General features: G+C 61.9%; 13 protein-coding genes. 8 read left to right on the top strand and 5 right to left on the bottom strand.

What is annotated here, in order from left to right:
• Positions 1 to 199: 199 nt before the first annotated feature.
• A complete protein-coding gene (gene hmpA, locus GIW04_RS10525) occupies positions 200 to 1,381 on the bottom strand; it encodes an NO-inducible flavohemoprotein (RefSeq protein WP_003194056.1) in 1,182 nt (393 codons plus the stop codon).
• 147 nt (positions 1,382 to 1,528) lie between these two features.
• Between hmpA and norR the strand changes: the two genes are divergently transcribed.
• Positions 1,529 to 3,076, top strand: a complete 1,548-nt coding sequence (gene norR, locus GIW04_RS10520; protein WP_094774538.1) for a nitric oxide reductase transcriptional regulator NorR — start codon at positions 1,529 to 1,531, stop codon at positions 3,074 to 3,076.
• A 63-nt stretch (positions 3,077 to 3,139) separates the two neighbouring features.
• On the opposite strand, the gene GIW04_RS10515 is transcribed toward norR, so the two are convergent.
• Complete coding sequence (locus GIW04_RS10515) at positions 3,140 to 4,078, bottom strand: DMT family transporter (RefSeq protein WP_120248543.1); 939 nt, start codon at positions 4,076 to 4,078, stop codon at positions 3,140 to 3,142.
• A 136-nt stretch (positions 4,079 to 4,214) separates the two neighbouring features.
• Here GIW04_RS10515 and GIW04_RS10510 point away from each other — a divergent pair, with 136 nt between their 5' ends.
• Positions 4,215 to 5,090 (top strand): helix-turn-helix domain-containing protein, encoded by an 876-nt coding sequence (locus GIW04_RS10510; protein ID WP_003194059.1) that lies wholly within the window; start codon positions 4,215 to 4,217, stop codon positions 5,088 to 5,090.
• Here GIW04_RS10510 and GIW04_RS10505 read toward each other — a convergent pair.
• Positions 5,087 to 7,582, bottom strand: a complete 2,496-nt coding sequence (locus GIW04_RS10505; RefSeq protein ID WP_120248541.1) for a LuxR C-terminal-related transcriptional regulator — start codon at positions 7,580 to 7,582, stop codon at positions 5,087 to 5,089. The genes GIW04_RS10510 and GIW04_RS10505 overlap by 4 nt on opposite strands.
• A 746-nt stretch (positions 7,583 to 8,328) precedes the next feature.
• Positions 8,329 to 9,477: an L-threonine dehydrogenase gene (gene yiaY / locus GIW04_RS10500; RefSeq protein ID WP_003189389.1), complete on the bottom strand. Its 1,149-nt coding sequence runs from the start codon at positions 9,475 to 9,477 to the stop codon at positions 8,329 to 8,331.
• Positions 9,478 to 9,600: 123 nt separating this feature from the next.
• On the opposite strand from yiaY, the gene GIW04_RS10495 reads away from it, so the two are divergent.
• On the top strand, positions 9,601 to 10,617 hold the full coding sequence (locus GIW04_RS10495) for a DUF4917 family protein (RefSeq protein ID WP_003189387.1): 1,017 nt from the start codon (positions 9,601 to 9,603) through the stop codon (positions 10,615 to 10,617).
• Positions 10,618 to 10,740: 123 nt separating this feature from the next.
• Here the strand turns inward: GIW04_RS10495 and GIW04_RS10490 are convergent, their stop codons facing one another.
• On the bottom strand, positions 10,741 to 11,268 hold the full coding sequence (locus GIW04_RS10490; protein ID WP_003189385.1) for a helix-turn-helix domain-containing protein: 528 nt from the start codon (positions 11,266 to 11,268) through the stop codon (positions 10,741 to 10,743).
• A gap of 160 nt (positions 11,269 to 11,428) precedes the next feature.
• Here GIW04_RS10490 and GIW04_RS10485 point away from each other — a divergent pair, with 160 nt between their 5' ends.
• The 5 genes from GIW04_RS10485 (at position 11,429) to GIW04_RS10465 (ending at position 17,502) form a co-directional block, all read left to right on the top strand.
• Entirely contained in the window at positions 11,429 to 12,211 is a 783-nt protein-coding gene (locus GIW04_RS10485) for an aldolase (RefSeq protein WP_003189384.1), read from the top strand.
• Positions 12,212 to 12,240: 29 nt separating this feature from the next.
• The gene (locus GIW04_RS10480) at positions 12,241 to 13,113 is read left to right on the top strand and encodes a dihydrodipicolinate synthase family protein (RefSeq protein WP_120247636.1); all 873 of its coding nucleotides are present in this window, start codon (positions 12,241 to 12,243) and stop codon (positions 13,111 to 13,113) included.
• Positions 13,114 to 13,312: 199 nt separating this feature from the next.
• Positions 13,313 to 13,852, top strand: coding sequence for an RNA polymerase sigma factor (locus tag GIW04_RS10475; protein ID WP_120247635.1), 540 nt, complete (start codon positions 13,313 to 13,315; stop codon positions 13,850 to 13,852).
• Positions 13,849 to 14,817 (top strand): FecR family protein, encoded by a 969-nt coding sequence (locus GIW04_RS10470; RefSeq protein WP_120247634.1) that lies wholly within the window; start codon positions 13,849 to 13,851, stop codon positions 14,815 to 14,817. Before GIW04_RS10475 ends, GIW04_RS10470 begins: the two co-directional genes overlap by 4 nt.
• A 126-nt stretch (positions 14,818 to 14,943) precedes the next feature.
• Complete coding sequence (locus GIW04_RS10465; protein WP_057711913.1) at positions 14,944 to 17,502, top strand: TonB-dependent receptor; 2,559 nt, start codon at positions 14,944 to 14,946, stop codon at positions 17,500 to 17,502.
• Positions 17,503 to 17,749 lie beyond the last annotated feature (247 nt).

Here is a 17,749-nt window from a genome sequence, read left to right as displayed (position 1 = left end):
TATGGTTGTGCCTGATGGCAACAAGTTTACACACAGGCAGTGGTTAAAACAGAGAGGGGTTAACAGCGGATTAATCGTGGCAAATGTAGCGATTGTGCGGACGCCATCGCGGGCAAGCCCGGCTCCCACATTGGAATGCGATCCTCTGTGGGAGCCGGGCTTGCCCGCGATGATGCCGATACGGTCAACTGGCCAAACTCTATTCCAGCGCCGCCGCGGGCCCAAAGAACTCATAGCGCGCCTGCTTCTGCGGCACACCCAGCGCCTTGAGATGCCGCTTAACCGCCGCCATGAAGCCCTTGGGCCCCAGGAAGTAGACATCAATATCACGCTGCTCGGGCAACCAGGCCGCCAGTTGCTCCTGGTTGAGCATGCCGACCTTGTCTGCCGCCGGGCTGATGCCGTCATCCTCGGCATAGCAGTAGAAACGCTTGAGCTGCGGATGCTGGGCCGCCAGGGTGTCCACCCAATCACGGAAGGCATGTACCCCGCCGTTACGAGCGCAGTGGATGAAGTGCACCGGGCGTTCGGTTGCCAGGGCGGCTTCGAGCATCGGCAGTGTGGGCGTAATGCCTACCCCGCCGCTGATCAGCACCAGCGGTTTATCACTGGCGGCCAGGGTGAACTCGCCCGACGGTGGGAACAGGTCAATGGTCGCGCCGACGTGCATCTGGTCATGCAGGTAATTGGAGACCCGCCCACCCGCTTCGCGCTTGACGCTGATGCGGTACATCCCGGTGTCAGTGAGGGCCGACAGGGAATAGTTGCGACGCACCTCTTCGCCATCGAGTACCAGTTTCAGGCCGATGTACTGGCCGGGCGCTGCGGCCAGGATCGGGCCGTTGTCCACCGGGGCGAAGTAGAAGGAGATGATCTCGTCGCTCTCCTCCACGCGTTTGACCAACAGGAACGGCCGCGCACCCCGCCAGCCGCCGGGCGCCTGGGCTTTTTCGTCGTAGATGGCCGCTTCGGCGCCGATCAGAATGTCCGCCAACTGGCCGTAGGCCGCGCCCCAGGCACTCATGACCTCGGGGGTGGCAATCTCGCTGCCCAGCACTTCGGAAATAGCCCGCAGCAGGCAGGCCCCAACGATGGGGTAATGCTCCGGCAGAATCTGCAAGGCCACGTGCTTGTTGATGATCTTGGCCACCAAGTCGCCCAGTTGGTCCAACTGGTCGATATGCCGCGCGTACATCAGCACGCCATTGGCCAGGGCGCGAGGCTGGTCACCGCTGGCCTGGTGGGCCTGGTTGAACAGCGGGCGCACCTCGGGGTACTCGGACAGCATCATGCGATAAAAATGGGTGATCAGCGCTTCGCCGCCACTTTCCAGCAGGGGCACGGTAGATTTGATGATTGCACGGTCTTGGGCACTAAGCATGGGAGACTCCTGGGTCTTCTTACTGATTGCCTTAAAGCAGTCAGCAATCATGCCAACTTATAAATCCTTTAATTTCAACGAGTTAAATATTATGTAGTCAGTATGACCTCCTACACTTTATAGTCATAAGGACTACAAGGAGTCATTATGACTGCACAACCCCTGCTCACCACCTTGCTTCCGTTGGTCGCTGACCTGTCCCGGGACTTGCCCGAAGGCGAGCGCTACCGACGCCTGCTGCAAGCCATGCGCGCCCTGCTGCCCTGCGACGCCGCCGCGTTGTTACGCCTGGATGGCGAGTGGTTGGTGCCGTTGGCGGTGGACGGCTTGAGCGCCGATACCTTGGGCCGACGCTTCAAGGTCAGCGAACATCCGCGCTTCGAGATCCTGCTGAGCAGCCCCGGCCCTACCCGCTTCGACAGTGACAGCGAATTGCCCGACCCTTATGACGGCCTGGTCGCCGGCTTGCACGGCCACTTGGAAGTCCACGACTGCATGGGCTGCCCGCTGTTTATCGACGACCAGCCCTGGGGCCTGCTGACCCTGGACGCCCTCGATACCGAGCGGTTTGAACGGGTCGAACTGGACGCCCTGCAAGCCTTCGCCAGCCTCGCCGCGGCCACCGTCAACGTGGCTGAGCGCATCGAGCGCCTGGCGCTGCGGGCCGAAGACGAGCACCAGCGCGCCGAGATCTATCGCCAGGCCAGCGGCCAGCAGCACAAGGAAATGATCGGCCAGAGCAAAGCGCACAAGCGCCTGGTCGAGGAAATCAAGCTGGTCGGCGGCAGCGACCTGACCGTGCTGATCACCGGCGAAACCGGGGTCGGCAAGGAGTTGGTGGCCCAGGCGATCCACGCCGCCTCTTCGCGCGCCGACAAACCGCTGATCAGCCTCAACTGCGCCGCCCTGCCCGAGACCTTGGTCGAAAGCGAACTGTTCGGGCATGTGCGCGGCGCCTTTACCGGCGCGTTGAACGAGCGCCGGGGCAAGTTCGAACTGGCCAATGGCGGCACCCTGTTCCTGGATGAAGTGGGTGAGTTGTCGTTGACCGTGCAGGCCAAGTTGCTGCGCGTGCTGCAAAGCGGCCAGTTACAGCGACTGGGCTCGGACAAGGAGCACCAGGTGGACGTGCGCCTGATTGCCGCCACCAACCGCGACCTCGCCGAAGAGGTGCGCAATGGCCGCTACCGCGCCGACTTCTACCACCGTTTGAGCGTCTACCCGCTGCAAGTGCCAGCGCTGCGCGAGCGCGGGCGTGATGTGCTGCTGTTGGCGGGCTTCTTCCTCGAACAGAACCGTTCGCGCATGGGCCTGGGCAGTCTGCGCTTGACCACTGATGCCCAGGCGGCCCTGCTGGCCTACAGCTGGCCGGGCAATGTGCGCGAGCTGGAGCACTTGATCGGACGCAGCGCGTTGAAAGCCCTGGGCAACTGCCGCGAGCGCCCGAAGATTCTCAGCCTGAGCGCCCTGGACCTGGACTTGCCCGACGTGACTGCGGCGGTGGCCGAAGAAGCACCGGCCCAAGCCCTGACCATGGTCAGCGGCGACCTGCGCCAGGCCACCGAGCACTACCAGCGCCAACTCATCAGCGCCTGCCTGGAACGCCATCAGCACAACTGGGCCAGCGCCGCCCGCGAACTGGGCCTGGACCGCGCCAACCTGGGGCGCATGGCCAAGCGGCTAGGCCTCAAATAAAGCGGGCACCTCCGTTGATCGTTCCCACGCTCCGCGTGGGAATGCCTCACCCGACGCTCCGCGTCATGGCCTCGAGAGCGGACGCGGAGCGTCCCGAGCGGTATTCCCACGCAGAGCGTGGGAACAATCGAGCGCACGGGCCTTACGAAACACCAGCACATTCCCCAGCATCACCAGCACCAGCCCCATCAAGGCCGGCGCCGTCCACTGGTAACCCTCGGCGACTGCCGACACATTCAGCGCCACCACCGGAAACAGCACCGTGCAATACGCCGCTTTCTCCGGCCCCATGCGGCCCACCAGGGTGAGGTAAGCGGTAAAACCAATCACCGAGCCCGGGATCACCAGGTACCACAGCGCACCGATATACCGTGCACTCCAGTCCATCTCGAAGGGAATGCCACGCACCGCGCAATAGGTCGCCAACATCGCCGCCCCATAGGCCATGCCCCAGGCATTGGTGGTCAGCGGCTTGAGCCCGGCCTTCTGTTGCAGGCTAGACAACAGGTTGCCCGCCGAGAAGCACAGGGTGCCCAGCAGGGCCAAGCCCAGGCCCGACAAGGTTTGCGGGCTAGCGGTATGCCCAACCAGCTCCGGCCAGAACAAAAAGCCCAGCCCCAGCAGCCCAAGCGCGCCGCCCATCAGCACGTTACGCGCCACCCGCTGGCCGAAAAACACCCGGGCATTGAGCGCGTTCCACAAGGTCGCCGTGGAGAACACCACCGCCACCAGGCCACTGGGGATCCATTGGCTGGCGGTGAGAAAGCACATGAAGTTGACGCAGAACAGGCACAGCCCCTGCGCCAGGCAGATCAAGTGCCCGCGCCGGTTCATCGCCTGCAACTTGCGGCTGAGCAGCAACAGCACGAACAGCACCAGAGCGGCCAGGCCGAAGCGATAGACAATCGACACAGGAATCGCGACCACGCCCAACTGCCATTTGAGGGCGATCCAAGTGGTGCCCCAGATGAGTACGGTGAGTAGGTACAGGAAAAGATTCATAGCCGGCTCCGTCGATTGAGCCTCAGTGTGGCCTTCACCCCCTCGCAGGCTCTTGCACATTCTTGCGCTTTTGTCGGGCGATGGGCTCACAGCACCAGCGGTGGAGCGTAGGATGCAAAGTGTCGGAGAACACACCATGCCAGAGCTGCAATCGCTGCACGTCTTCCAAGCCCTCAACCGCTCGCCCCACGCACGCTTGCAAGCCTGCGCCGAGCTCGGTGACGGGTTGGCTGCGGCCGTGTGGAGCAACCACCATGACGCCCAGGATTACCAGGCCCCCAGCCATCACACCTTGTCCTGCTACATCGGCGGCGGCACGGGCACCTTTCGGCGTGATCAGCCGGGCCTCAAGGGTGGCCCAGACAAACTGTGCATCCTGCCGGCCGAGCATCAGTCGGCCTGGGTGATCAATGGCGATATTCGCCTGGCCCACCTGTATTTCAGCCCGGAACAATTTGCCCTCGGCTGCGTCACCCTGCTGGACCGTGAGCCACGGGAGTTGCAATTGCGTGAGGGCACCTTCCTTGAAGACCCCTTCCAGGCCCGGCGTTTTCACCAGTTGGTCAGCCTCAACTGGCACGAGCCCGGCGAGCGACTGCTGACGAGCAGCCTGGCCCATGAACTGCTCAGCCATACCTTGCTCAGCCAGGTCGGCGCCCGCGAAGGCCTGCGCTTGAAAGGCGGGTTGGCCGCGCACCAACGGCGGCGGTTGGTAGAGTACATCGACCAGCATATGGAAGACGCCATCAGCCTCGGCCAGTTGGCCGCCATGTGCGCGCTGTCCGAATACCATTTCGCCCGGATGTTCCGCCAAAGCTTCGGTGTGCCGCCCCATCAATACCTGCTGGCACGGCGTCTGGCGCGCGCGCAAAACCTGCTGCGCAGCAGTGCTTTAGCGATCAGTGAGGTGGCCTTGCTGTGCGGTTTTTCCAGCGCCAGCCATTTCAACCAGCGCTTTCGCCACGCCATGGGCGCCACGCCGAGCCAATACCGCCAGGCATTCTGCGCCTAGACCATCAAGCCCAACGTCTTCGCCTTGGCCACCGCCTGGGTGCGTCGCTCTACCCCAAGTTTGCTGTGGATACGCCGCGCATGCGTCTTGACGGTGTGCAGGGAGATATACAGGCGATCAGCGATTTCCAGGTTGGAGTTGCCGAGCGCGATCAGTTGCAGCACCTCCAGCTCACGCTGGCTCAGCGGGTTTTGCGCCGCCCCGGCAGGCGCGGCCTGGGGCTCCAGGCCCAGCTCACTCAAAAGCCCCGGCGCGCGTAAACGCAACTCGCGGACCGCCTGCTGCACCTGGCAACGCTCTGCCAGCGCCAAGCCCGCTTGCAGCGACCGGCGCGCCAACGCCGGGTCGCCCAGTTGCCAGGTCACTTCACCGAGCACCAGGTGCAATTCGGTTTCCAGGCACAGCATGCCGCGTTGCCGTGAGGTGTCGAGCAAGGCATTGAGCCGCGCAATGGGTTGCTCGGCGCAGCCCAGCTTGACCTCGGCCAGCACCAGCAAATACTCCAGGCGCGGGATCAGCTCCAAGGTGGCCGGCGGTGCCTGCTTGGCGCAAGGCCCGCGAAAGTGGCGCAACACCCGGCGCACGGCTTGCACCGTCAATTCGGCGCGGCCTTGCTGCAACCAGAAGTGCCCACTGACCAGTAGCAGTACCGCGCGGTACACCGTGTCGGGTACCTGACGCTGCTGCATCAGGCGCTCGGCGTCGCGCAATTGAATGAACGCCTGGGCGTAGTCGCCACGATTGGCTGCCAACAGCGCCAGGCCCAGAAAGCCATACAGCACGCGCTTGTCCTGGCTCTGCAGGCACATGCTCAAGCCAGCCTCGAAACATTCAGCGGCCAGGCCGTCCTGGCCCCGACGCAAGGCTAGATGCCCGCGCCGCAGGACAATACGCCCCACCAACGGCCCGGCGGTGAGACGTTGCCCGGCCAACATCGCCTGCACCGTCTCCAATAGGCTCTGTGCACGGTACGGCGCGCCACGCTGCTCCAGCAACTGGGCGTGGTCCAACTCCAGCAGGGCCTCCAATACCAGCGAACCGTGGGCCCGGGCCAGGCACAGCGCTTCACGGTTCAAGCCTTGGGCGGCCTCCAACTCACCGCGCAGCAAGGCTTGCTGGGTCAGGCCCGACAGGCACATCAGCCGTGATGTCCAGGCGCTGTCAGGCAGCGCTTGCAGGGCTTCGAGAAAGTGCTCACGGGAGCGTTCGGCATCGCCGCTCAAATGCAGCAACCAGCCCCATTGCGCCTGCCAGCGCGCCAGCAGATAGCGTTGCGCGGCGGCCGTCGGTTGCGGGGCAAAGCGGGCCAGTTGCTCGATGCACAAGGCCGCCTGTTCGAATCGCCCGGCGAACAACAACGCGGCCGTGAGCAGCCCCACCAACTGCGCGGAACCCAACATCAACTCATCGCCATGCTGTTCATGCAGGCGTAACAGCAACACGGCGTTCTGCTGGCGAAACAAATCCTCGAAACTGAAGTGCTGCAACAGGCTCACCGCCACTTCATATTCCTGCGCCAGCAACGCCTGCTCGAAGGCGGCTTGCCAGTCGCGCTCGGCGCTGAACCACTGGCAGGCGCGGCGGTGCCACGAACGCTTGGCCGGCCAGGGTTCGTCGCGCAGCAGGCGCGCCAACGGTGGGAAGATGTGCAGCCAGTCGCTGGTGTCTTCCCAGGGCTGGATAAACGCCCCGAGCGCCTGTAGCTCGCGCAGGTACTGATCGCCGTCGCCATCGCCGAACAGGTGTTCGCACAGGCTCAGGTTAAAACGCGGCAAGTGAGCCAGTACACGCCAGGCTTCGGCCAGTGGCGCCGACAAGGTGCTGAAGAGTTCGTGTTGCAGGTAATCCAGCAAGGTCTTATCAGGGTGGTTATCGCCCAGCGCGGCGATGCGCACACCGGCACACCAACCGCCGCTGAATTGCATCACACTGTCGACGTTCTGCCCTGGGGCGAGCAGCGCCTGGACCTCCGCAGCGCTGAACGACAACTCACTGCACTCCAGCAATTCATCCTCCAGCAACAGGCGCGGCCAGTTGCACACCGGGCGCCGCCGCGCACCCAGCCACCACGTCAGTTGCGCACTGCTGGCGCTGAGCAGACGGTCGAGCAACGCGTCCAATTCGGGGCCCGGCAGGCGGCAGAAGTCATCCAGAAACAGCCACGCAGGATTGGGCCAGCGGCTGAGGTCGAGCAATAAGGTGGCTTCATCGATAAACACCAGGCCCAGCTGTTGCGCCAGCCGTGTGCACAACTCCAATGGGCTGAGTGCTGCGCCATGGAGCGGCATCCAATGAACCAGGCATCCCGCCGGCGCCTGCAATGCACACTCGGCGAGCAGCGCACTCTTGCCGCTGCCACCCGGCGCGCACAGCAACCTCACACGCGCCTGCGCCGCGAGCAAAGGCTGTGACAAGCGCGGACGCAACAGGTGGTGGGCGGACAGCCGTGGCATGCATCCAGGACGGTCCAGGCAGCGGGTCATGGCGGTCATTGCTGCATCCTGCTGTTTTTATTGTTGCGTCACCCTAGACCTGTGGTTGGCGGTTGTTGAAGAAGTATTCAGCGGGGTGATTGAGGACCATAAAAACCGCGGTGGACACCATTCGGTGTGGGAGCTGGGTTGCCTGGGATGGCCATAGGTATCTACACAACTTTGTGGGTTGTAACAGCAGACGGTAACCACGATGCGAAGCGAGCCGCTCTTGATCTTGCTCTTGATCTGCTTGTGATCTTGATCTCAGGCGCCCCGTTAAACCACGCTGGCCGGAATTCGACAGGGATTTGGGGGGTAAACCGGCAGGGATGCCGGTTTAGCCGCCCCGCGCCATGGATGGCGCGTGGCGGCGGCCCCCCAAATCACTGGCGGATTACGGGCACACCGAGCCTAAGCGAGGTGCCGAGTGGTGGGGCAAGAGCCCTTTGGTTACTTTGGGGCTTTTCCAAAGTGACCCGCCGTCAGGGCGGAACCCTAAGCGGCCGTTACCGCAGCAATGGATATGTACACACTCCAACTGTGTTGACCGTCAGGCCGCCTTCGCGAGCAAGCCCGCAGTTGGTTCGCGGGGGTGTCAGGTAGATTGGCGTCGGCTGTCAGGCCGTCTTCGCAGGCAAGCCAGCTCCCACAGTTTGATCGCGGGGTGGCAGGTAGATAAGCGTCGGCTGTCAGGCCGTCACGGGAGCAAGCTCCCTCGCCACAAGCCCAACGTCGCGCCAACGTTGTGTAGGTACCTATGCCTATCAAAACGCGCTACGAAAGATCTCCTCAATCTGACGCTGATCCGCCCGCCGAGGGTTAGTCAGCCCGCAGGCATCCTTCAGCGCATTGCTGGCCAGCAACGGAATGTCCTGCAACTTAGCGCCAAGCTCACGCAAACCAGCAGGAATTTCCACGTCTTGGGACAACCGACGAATCGCCGCAATCGCGGCCTGGGCGCCCTCTTCAGCGGTAATGCCCTTGATATCCGCACCAAGAGCCCGGCCCACGTCGCTCAAGCGTTTGGCGCAAACACTGGCGTTGAAGCTTTGTACGTGAGGCAACAACACCGCGTTGCACACACCGTGGGGCAGGTCGTACAAGCCGCCCAATTGGTGGGCCATGGCATGCACAAAACCCAGGGACGCATTGTTGAAGGCCATGCCAGCGAGGAACTGCGCATAGGCCATGTTCTCCCGTGCAGCCTTGTCAGTGCCGTCGCGGACCGCCAGGCGCAAGTTGGCGCTGATCAACTCGATGGCCTTGATCGCGCAGGCGTCGGTGATCGGTGTTGCGGCGGTGGACACGTAGGCTTCGATGGCGTGGGTCAGCGCATCCATGCCCGTGGCGGCGGTGAGGCCCTTGGGCATGCCGACCATCAGGGCCGGGTCGTTGACCGACAGCAGCGGCGTGACATTGCGATCGACGATGGCCATTTTTACGTGGCGGCTTTCGTCGGTGATGATGCAAAAACGTGTCATCTCGCTAGCCGTGCCAGCCGTGGTGTTGATGGCCACCAGCGGCAGTTGTGGCTTACTCGATTGGTCGACGCCTTCGTAGTCGCCGATACGCCCACCGTTAGTGGCGCACAGTGCGATGCCCTTGGCGCAGTCATGGGGCGAACCGCCGCCCAGGGACACCACGAAATCGCAGGCGCTCTGTTGCAGCAATGCCAGGCCTTTTTCGACGTTTTCCACGCTGGGGTTGGGCTTGGCGCCGTCGTAGATCACCGAGTCGATATCCTGCATCGCCAGCTTCTCGGCGATCATGCCAGCCACACCGGCTTTGGCCAGACCGGCGTCGGTGACGATCAACGCCTTGCCAAAGCCGTAGTTGCGAATGGCGGTCATCGCTTCGTCGAGGCAATCAATGCCCATGATGTTGACGGCGGGGATGAAAAACGTGCTGCTCATGATCGATCCTCAAAGGCTTTATGCCGACAGAATCAACCTGTACCGCGTAGCGCATCTTGATCAGGATCAATGCCGGCTCGTGATAAAGTCACCCCCCAGCCGATTTCGAGTAGACCCGCCGCAATGAAGGATTTCCAGGATATTGACGCCCACCTTGAAGACTGGAGTGCCCTGCGCGCTGCCGTCGACTTCAGCGGGATTCTGATCGGTAACGGCGCCAGCCGCACGATCTGGGAAGACTTCGCCTACGACTCGCTGTTCGAAAACGCCCGTACCGTCGAAGAAAAGCCCCTGACCCCCTCCGAACTCAGCGTGTTCGACGCCTTGCAAACCCGCAGTTTCGAGCAAGCTCTGGGCGCCTTGAAAACCACCAGCCGGGTCAACAAGGCCCTGGCGGTCAGTTCGGCGGCACCGCGTAACCGCTACTACGCGATCAAGGAAGCGCTGATCAACACCATCCATACCGTGCACATTCCCTGGCGCCTGGTGCAGCCGTCGACGCTGGCGACGATCCACGCAGAATTGGCCACCTACGCCACCGTCTTCACCAGTAACTACGACTTGCTCAACTACTGGGCGACCCTGCACGCACCGGGCATCGACGACCTGTTTCGCAGCACCGACTCAAGCTTCGACCTGCGCAATACGCGCACCGACATCACCCGCATCCTGTACCTGCACGGCGGCTTGCACCTGGTGCGCAACCTTGACGGCACGGCGCGCAAATTGCCGTCCACTGACAGCACCCTGCTCAGCAGTTTTGCCATCAATAACACGATCAAAACCCTCGACGATGTGCCGCTGTTCGTCAGTGAAGGCAAGGTGCAGGAGAAGCTCAAAAGTATCCGCAGTTCGGATTATCTGTCGTTCTGTTATGAACAACTGTTGAGCCATGAAGGCGCACTGTGCATCTTCGGCCATGACTTGGGGCCGCAGGATAAACACCTGGTGGATGCTATTGGCCAGGCCAGCATCAGCACCCTGGCGATCTCGGTGTCGGGGCGCAGTGATGGGTTTATTCGTCAGCAGAAGCGGCGATATTCGGAGCTGTTCGAGGGCAGTGGCGTAACGCTGAAGTTCTTTGCGGCGCGTACGCATCCGCTGGGCAATCCGGCACTATCAGTCCCTGTGGAACGCTGATCAAAATGTGGGAGCTGGCTTGCCTGCGATAGCGGCCTGTCTGTTGGCCCATCTGGCACTGATACACCGCTATCGCAGGCAAGCCAGCTCCCACATTGACTGCATTTCAATGAGTAAGAAGGCTCACTCCTCAGCGCTGTGCACCACCACCAGCAACTGCGCCTGCACCTCTCCCACCGAGCGAATCCGGTGGGGTTTCTGCGCGTTGAAATGCAGCGCATCGCCGCGCTCCAGCAGCACGCGCTCGTTCATGAAATCCACTTCAACCTGGCCTTCATGCACGAATAAAAACTCCTCCCCCAGGTGCTCCTTGAAGGTCTTGTCGGTGAACTGCGCCGGTGGGTAGATGATGAACGGCAACAGGCTGCGCTCGCTGACTTGATGAGCCAGCACCGCATAACCCGGCGAGGTGTCGGGCCGCTCGTGGCTGCGCACCAGGCTGTAGCTGTCGAGGCTGACGTTGTCTTCGCTGAACAGCTCTTCGACCTTCACGTTCAATGCCTTGGCCAGTTTCAACGCCGCAGCGATGGAAGGCGTATTGAGCCCGCGCTCGACTTTCGACAGGTAACTCTTGGTCATCCCGGATTTTTCGGCCAGGGCTTCCAGGGTCACGCCAAGTTTTTTTCTTAATATTTTCAAGCGGATAGACATTTGCTGCGGTTAATCCATGCAGAAAGCGATGAGACAGGCTTGCCAATGACACAAAGTGTCATATAGCATCTTTAGTGTCATTTGCATTCACCCAACGACCTTGCGAGCAGCGGGCGACCAGCAAATCCGACGTCCATTGAACCACCCAAAGGACACCGATATGGCCAAGACATTAGCACTCCCAAAAGACCAACTGGTCAAGCAAGCACTGAGCCAGATGCAAAACAGCCTGGCAGATAATACGTGGACCGACCGGCAAAAGCTGGCGCTGACCTGCCGAATCCTGTTCGAGTACGGCCACGACTCCGGCCTGGCCGGGCAGATCACCGCACGTGGGCCGGCGCCCGGCACCTACTACACCCAGCAGTTGGGCCTGGGTTTTGACGAAATCACCGCCAGCAACCTGCTGCTGGTCAACGAAGACTTGGAGGTGCTGGAAGGCCACGGCATTCCCAACCCCGCCAACCGTTTTCACACCTGGGTGTACCGCGGTCGACCGGATGTAAACTGCATCATCCACACCCACCCCACGCACATCGCCGCGCTGTCGATGCTGGAAGTACCGCTGCAGGTGTCGCACATGGACCTTTGCCCGCTGTACGAAGACTGCGCGTTCCTGGAAGCCTGGCCCGGCGTGCCGGTGGGCAATGAAGAAGGGGAAATCATCACCACGGCCCTGGGCGACAAGCGCGCCATCCTGCTCTCGCACCACGGGCAGTTGTCCACCGGGGCCAACATCGAAGAAGCCTGCGTGATTGCGCAGCTGATCGAACGGGCTGCCAAGTTGCAGTTGCTGGCGATGTCTGCGGGCACGGTCAAACCGATCCTGCCGGAGCTGGGGCGCGAGGCCCATGACTGGATCTCCAAGCCCAAGCGCCACGGCGCCGCGTTCAACTACTACGCCCGGCAAAACCTGCGCAAGCACGCCGATTGCCTGAACTGATTGCCCCTTTTTCGACCGGAGTTTTCCCCATGTCCAACCCAACCATTCACGGCATCATCGGCTACACCATCACCCCCTTCAGCGCCGACGGCCAACGCGTTGACCTCGACGCCCTCGGGCATTCTATCGACCGCTTGATCAACAGCGGCGTCCACGCCATTGCGCCCTTGGGCAGCACGGGTGAAGGCGCTTACCTGAGCGATGCCGAGTGGGATGAAGTCAGTGCCTACAGCATCAAGAAAGTCGCCAAGCGCGTGCCGACTATTGTCAGCGTGTCCGACCTGACCACCGACAAGGCCGTGCGTCGCGCCCGCTACGCCGAAGAACACGGCGCCGATGTGGTCATGGTGCTGCCGGCCTCGTACTGGAAACTCAGTGAAGCGGAAATCCTCGCTCACTACGCCGCCATCGGCGACAGCATCGGCGTGCCGATCATGCTCTACAACAACCCGGCCACCAGCGGCACCGACATGTCGGTGGAGCTGATCCTGAGGATTCTCAAGCAGGTCGAGAACGTGACAATGGTCAAGGAGAGCACTGGCGACATCCAGCGCATGCACCAGTTGAAACTGCAAAGTGACGTGCCGTTCTACAACGGCTGCAACCCGCTGGCGCTGGAAGCCTTCGCGGCTGGCGCCAAAGGCTGGTGCACCGCCGCGCCGAACCTGATCCCGCAACTGAACCTGAGCCTGTATCAGGCCGTACTGGCCGATGATTTGAACAAGGCGCGCGAGCTGTTCTACCGACAGTTGCCATTGCTGCAATTCATCCTCAAAGGCGGGCTGCCGGCGACGATCAAGGCCGGGTTGCGCTTGACCGGGCTGGAAGTGGGTAATCCACGCCTGCCGGTATTCCCTCTGGGCGAAGCAGGGATCGAGCAACTGAAAACACTTCTGAAGTAAACCCCCGCCCCTGTAGGAGCGAGCTTGCTCGCGAAGAACGCCAACGATAACGCAGCACATCGGGAGTTCGTGTCGCCTGTTGGTTTTTCGCGAGCAAGCTCGCTCCTACAGAAGAGGGCACATTAACAGAGACAAATGACAATAGTTCTCGATATCATTCACGACTTCTCCAAGCCGAGCTTCGTCAAGAAGGATATCCATGTCTCGTCCCCAGCCCGACCCGTCGTCGGCCGATGCCTGTCGCGGGTTTTATGCAGACATTCTGTATTTCCTGCGTAAACGCACGGACAACGCCAGCGACGCGGCGGACATGGCCCAAGATGTGTTTACCCAATGGCTGGGCTACCGCGACCGCGCCAAGGTCGAGCAGCCGCGGGCGTTTCTGTTCCAGATGGCGCGCAACCTGCTGCGCGATCACTGGCGCAAACAGAAGGTACGGCAAACCGCCCACCCTGATCACGCCGAAATGGATGCCGAGCCGGTCACCGAAGAGCACAACGACCCCATGGCCGCCGCCCTGCGCCTGCAACGCCTGGAACAGTTGAAAGAAGTCCTCGCCGAACTCTCGCCCCGCCGCCGAGAAGCCCTTATGCTGCACCGCTTCGAAGGCTTGAGCCAGGCACAGATCGCAACGCGCATGGGCATCTCCACCAGCATGGTGGAAAAGCACATCGCCTTTGCCCTGCTGCACTGCAAGCGACGCCTTCAACCCGACACCGGCACGGAGCAGCCAGAATGAACCGCCCGAGCGACACAGACGCGCTGGACAGCCAAGCGAGCGATTGCATCGACGCCCAAGCTGCCAGTTGGTTTGCACGCAACCGCAACGAAGTCAGCCGCGCCGACCGTAAAGCCTTTGCCGCCTGGCAGGCGGTGCCCGCCCATGCGCGCGCCTATGCCGAATTCGAACAGCTGTGGGCCGACCTCGCCCAGTTGCAACAACTGAACAAACCGCTGGCACTGCCCAAGCGCAAGCCCGCCTTGTGGCGCCCTGCCCTGGCGGTGGCCGCCGCCGTGCTCTGCGCCGTGTTGGCGACCTCTATCGGCGCGCCGCGCGAGCTGTTTCACAGCCAGGTGGCCACCCAAGCCAAGGGCATGCGCACGTTGACTCTGCCCGATGGCAGTACCTTGTATGTGAATGCCAACACCAATATCCGCGTGGACTTCAGCGCCCATCATCGGGTGCTGCACCTGGACACGGGCCAGCTGTATATCGAAGTGGCCGCCGACAAGGAGCGCCCCCTTTACGTGCAAGCCGGCGAGTCGAGCGTACGGGTGGTGGGCACTGCTTTGGATGTGCGCCGCGGGCAGCAACAATTGGTGGTCAGCGTTGCCCATGGCCAGGTCGCTTTCGAGCCAAATGGCAAAAGCCCCGTCACCCTGCTCGGCGCCCAGCAACGCGCCTCCTACAACTACGCCAAAGGCACCGTGCAACAACAAACCCTCAACGCCGAAGAGGTCGCCGATTGGCGCAGCGGGCACTTGTCATTTCGCAATCGCGAACTGGCCAGCCTGATCGACGAGCTGAGCCTGTACCGCCCGCAGACGTCGTTGCAGGTGAGCAAGGCCGTCGCGCAGCTCAAGGTATCGGGCAACCTTGACGTGAATGACCCAGACGCCCTGCTCAAGGCATTACCCGCGTTGTTGCCGGTGAAAACCGTGCTCTCGGCTGACGGCACTATCAGAATCGAGCCGAGCAAATAGGCCGCAACATCACACATGAGAATATTTTGCATTCGCATGTGTGGTTTTTTTTGCCTGCCCCGTCTTCCTCCTGTCTGTGTTTGATACGCACACCTTTTTGGCTATTTAGCCGCTCCGGGGGATTTCATGTTTCGCGCGCCTTGCCACGCTTCGCACCTGTTTCTTCGACCGACACTCATGGCTACGTGCCTGGCCTTGAGCCTCAGCGCCGAAGCCGAGTCGTTCAAGCTGCACCTGCCGGCCCAGTCGCTGGCCACATCCTTGAGCCAGGTGGCCCAGCAGGCGAAAATCCAGCTGCTGTTCGATGAAACCCTGCTCAAGAACGTGCAGGCCCCGGCGCTTAACGGTGACTACACCCCGGAAGTGGCCATTCGCTCCCTGCTCAAAAACGGCGAACTCATCCTGCTCAAGGTCGGCAGTACCTACGTGGTGCGCCCCGATGCGGGTAAAACCACCAGCGGTGGCGCGATCCAGTTGGACACCCTGAGCGTGATCGGCACCGGCAATGAGGTGAACGCCAGCACCGTCAACCGCTCCACCCTGACCCAGGCCGACATCGACCGCTACCAGTCCAATAACATCCCCAGCCTGTTGCAGACCTTGCCCGGTGTCAGCCAGGGCGGCTCCTTGAAACCCGGTGGCCAAACCATCAACATCCGCGGTTTCGGCGATGCCGAAGATGTACCGCTGACCGTCGACGGCGCCACCAAGACGGGCTTTGAGCGTTACCAGCAAGGCACGGTGTTTATCGAGCCCGAGCTGATCAAGCGCATCGAAGTGGAAAAAGGCCCCAACTCGCCTTTCACCGGTAATGGCGGCTTCGGCGGCACGGTCAACATGGTCACCAAGGACGCCCCGGACCTGCTCAAGGACGGCCGCAACAGCGGTGCGATGCTCAAATATGGCTACTCCAGCAACGACCATGAGCAGGTCTACAGCAGTGCCGTGTATGGCCGTACCGACGACGGCCGTTTCGATGCGCTGGCCTACCTGACCCAACGCGACGGCGGCGATATGAAAGTGGCCGCCAAGTTACCCAACGACAACAATGAGTACCCGATCAACCCCCAGCGCCTGCCCAACAGCGCCCAGGATGTGGACGGCAAGCTGTTCAAGGTCAACGCACACTTTACCGATGAGCACAGTGTCGGGCTGTCGTACTCGCGCTCCCACAGCAACCGCTGGACCCCGTTTTCCGCCGCCAGCTACCCCACGCCGCCGACTCAGTTCAACATCGACCGCTACGGCTACGAAGGCGCGTTGAAGCGTTTCCTCGCCCACCGTGACACGGTCGACACCACCTGGTCGGGCAAGTATGAATACCAGCCGCTGGACAACCCGCTGGTGGACTTGACCATCAAGTACTCCCAGTCCAACACCGAGCAGACCGATGAGCGTGACGCCACGGCGTTTTTCCAGTTGGCCACTGGCGGGCGCAAGATGGACACCGCCTACACCGACAAGCTCCTGGATATCCGTAACGTCAGCCTGTTCGACACCGGCCCCTTGCAGCATGCCGTGACGGTCGGCGGGCAAATCCGCAAGCACACCCGCGAAACCGAAATGTGGATGCCCGGCGCCATCTACAACACGCCGCGCTACAACTACGGGCACTTCCAGCCGGGCTTCATGCCCCACGGCAAAGTCGATACCAACAGCTTCTTTATCCAGGACGCGGTGACGTTGGGCGATGTGACGATCACACCGTCCCTGCGCTATGACCATGTGCGCAACCGCGGCGAAGGCAACGATGCGCCCTACTACAACAACCCCAACCCGGCAGTGGGTCACGACTACAGCGACCGCACCTACACCGGCTGGTCGCCACGCCTGGCGCTGTTCTGGACCGTGACGCCGAATGTGGGGCTGTTCGCCAACTGGAGCCAGACCTGGCGCGCCCCGGTGATCGACGAACAATACGAAGTGCAGGGTGTGGGCAGCCGCACCGCCACCAGCGTCGACCTGGACCCGGAGCGCATCACCTCCATCACCCTGGGCAACATCACCAGCTTCGACAACCTGATCGCCCAGGACGACAACCTGCAACTGCGCACCACCCTGTTCCACAACAAGGTCGAAGACGAGATCTTCAAGGCCACCGGCGTAGGCTGCCAGAACCAGGCCATCAACGGCGGCAGCATCGCTTCAGCTTGCCCGCCTGGGCCGATGTCCAACTACCGCAATATCGGCAGCCTGACCATCAAGGGCGTTGAGCTCGAATCGATCTACAACTCCACCTACCTGTTTGGCTCGGTGTCGTTCGCCTATGCCAAGGGCCAACACCAAGGCGCCTACACCAACCCTTGGGGCCCGGACGTGGCAGCGCGGGACATCCCGCCGACCAAATGGGTGCTGGTACTGGGCACCCACATCCCGGCCTGGGATGCCCAAGTGGGCTGGATGGGCCAATTCATCGGCGCCACCGACCGCCTGCCCAGCGACAAATACTCCGGCGGCCCAGGCTCCAGCATCGGCGATCTGTTCTACGACCAGTACGGCAACAAGCGCTACAACACCCAGGGCCTGTTCGCCAAATGGACACCGCAGCAGGCGTACCTCAAAGGCACCGAGGTGAACTTCACGGTGGACAACCTGTTCAACAAAAACTTCCGCCCGGCCTTGAGCGGCGACCGGGCGTACACCAAAGGGCGTGATGCGAAGATCAGCGTGACGCGGTTCTTCTAAGCACACACGCATTCCAACTGTGGGAGCTGATAGCCATAGGTATCTACACAACACCGTAACGCTCAACGGTAACCACGATGCGAAGCGAGTCGCTCTTGATCTTGATCTGCTTTTGATCTTAGGCGCCCCGTCAAACCACGCTGGCCGGAATTCGACAGGGATTTGGGGGGTAAACCGGCAGGGATGCCGGTTTAGCCGCCCCGCGCCATGGATGGCGCGTGGCGGCGGCCCCCCAAATCACTGGCGG

Origin of the sequence: Pseudomonas sp. PA-4-8C, from assembly GCF_021606625.1 — a bacterium.
GTDB lineage: Bacteria > Pseudomonadota > Gammaproteobacteria > Pseudomonadales > Pseudomonadaceae > Aquipseudomonas > Aquipseudomonas lactis.
This window is presented reverse-complemented; position numbering and strand designations above follow the sequence as displayed.

What these genes read in the sequence shown, in the direction of transcription:
- GIW04_RS10505 (WP_120248541.1), bottom strand. Translation starts at nt 7,582, where the DNA reads ATGACCGCCATGACCCGCTGCCTGGACCGTCCTGGATGCATGCCACGG.
- GIW04_RS10495 (WP_003189387.1), top strand. Translation starts at nt 9,601, where the DNA reads ATGAAGGATTTCCAGGATATTGACGCCCACCTTGAAGACTGGAGTGCC.
- hmpA (WP_003194056.1), bottom strand. Translation starts at nt 1,381, where the DNA reads ATGCTTAGTGCCCAAGACCGTGCAATCATCAAATCTACCGTGCCCCTG.
- GIW04_RS10465 (WP_057711913.1), top strand. Translation starts at nt 14,944, where the DNA reads ATGTTTCGCGCGCCTTGCCACGCTTCGCACCTGTTTCTTCGACCGACA.
- norR (WP_094774538.1), top strand. Translation starts at nt 1,529, where the DNA reads ATGACTGCACAACCCCTGCTCACCACCTTGCTTCCGTTGGTCGCTGAC.
- GIW04_RS10515 (WP_120248543.1), bottom strand. Translation starts at nt 4,078, where the DNA reads ATGAATCTTTTCCTGTACCTACTCACCGTACTCATCTGGGGCACCACT.
- GIW04_RS10485 (WP_003189384.1), top strand. Translation starts at nt 11,429, where the DNA reads ATGGCCAAGACATTAGCACTCCCAAAAGACCAACTGGTCAAGCAAGCA.
- GIW04_RS10470 (WP_120247634.1), top strand. Translation starts at nt 13,849, where the DNA reads ATGAACCGCCCGAGCGACACAGACGCGCTGGACAGCCAAGCGAGCGAT.
- GIW04_RS10510 (WP_003194059.1), top strand. Translation starts at nt 4,215, where the DNA reads ATGCCAGAGCTGCAATCGCTGCACGTCTTCCAAGCCCTCAACCGCTCG.
- yiaY (WP_003189389.1), bottom strand. Translation starts at nt 9,477, where the DNA reads ATGAGCAGCACGTTTTTCATCCCCGCCGTCAACATCATGGGCATTGAT.
- GIW04_RS10480 (WP_120247636.1), top strand. Translation starts at nt 12,241, where the DNA reads ATGTCCAACCCAACCATTCACGGCATCATCGGCTACACCATCACCCCC.
- GIW04_RS10475 (WP_120247635.1), top strand. Translation starts at nt 13,313, where the DNA reads ATGTCTCGTCCCCAGCCCGACCCGTCGTCGGCCGATGCCTGTCGCGGG.
- GIW04_RS10490 (WP_003189385.1), bottom strand. Translation starts at nt 11,268, where the DNA reads ATGTCTATCCGCTTGAAAATATTAAGAAAAAAACTTGGCGTGACCCTG.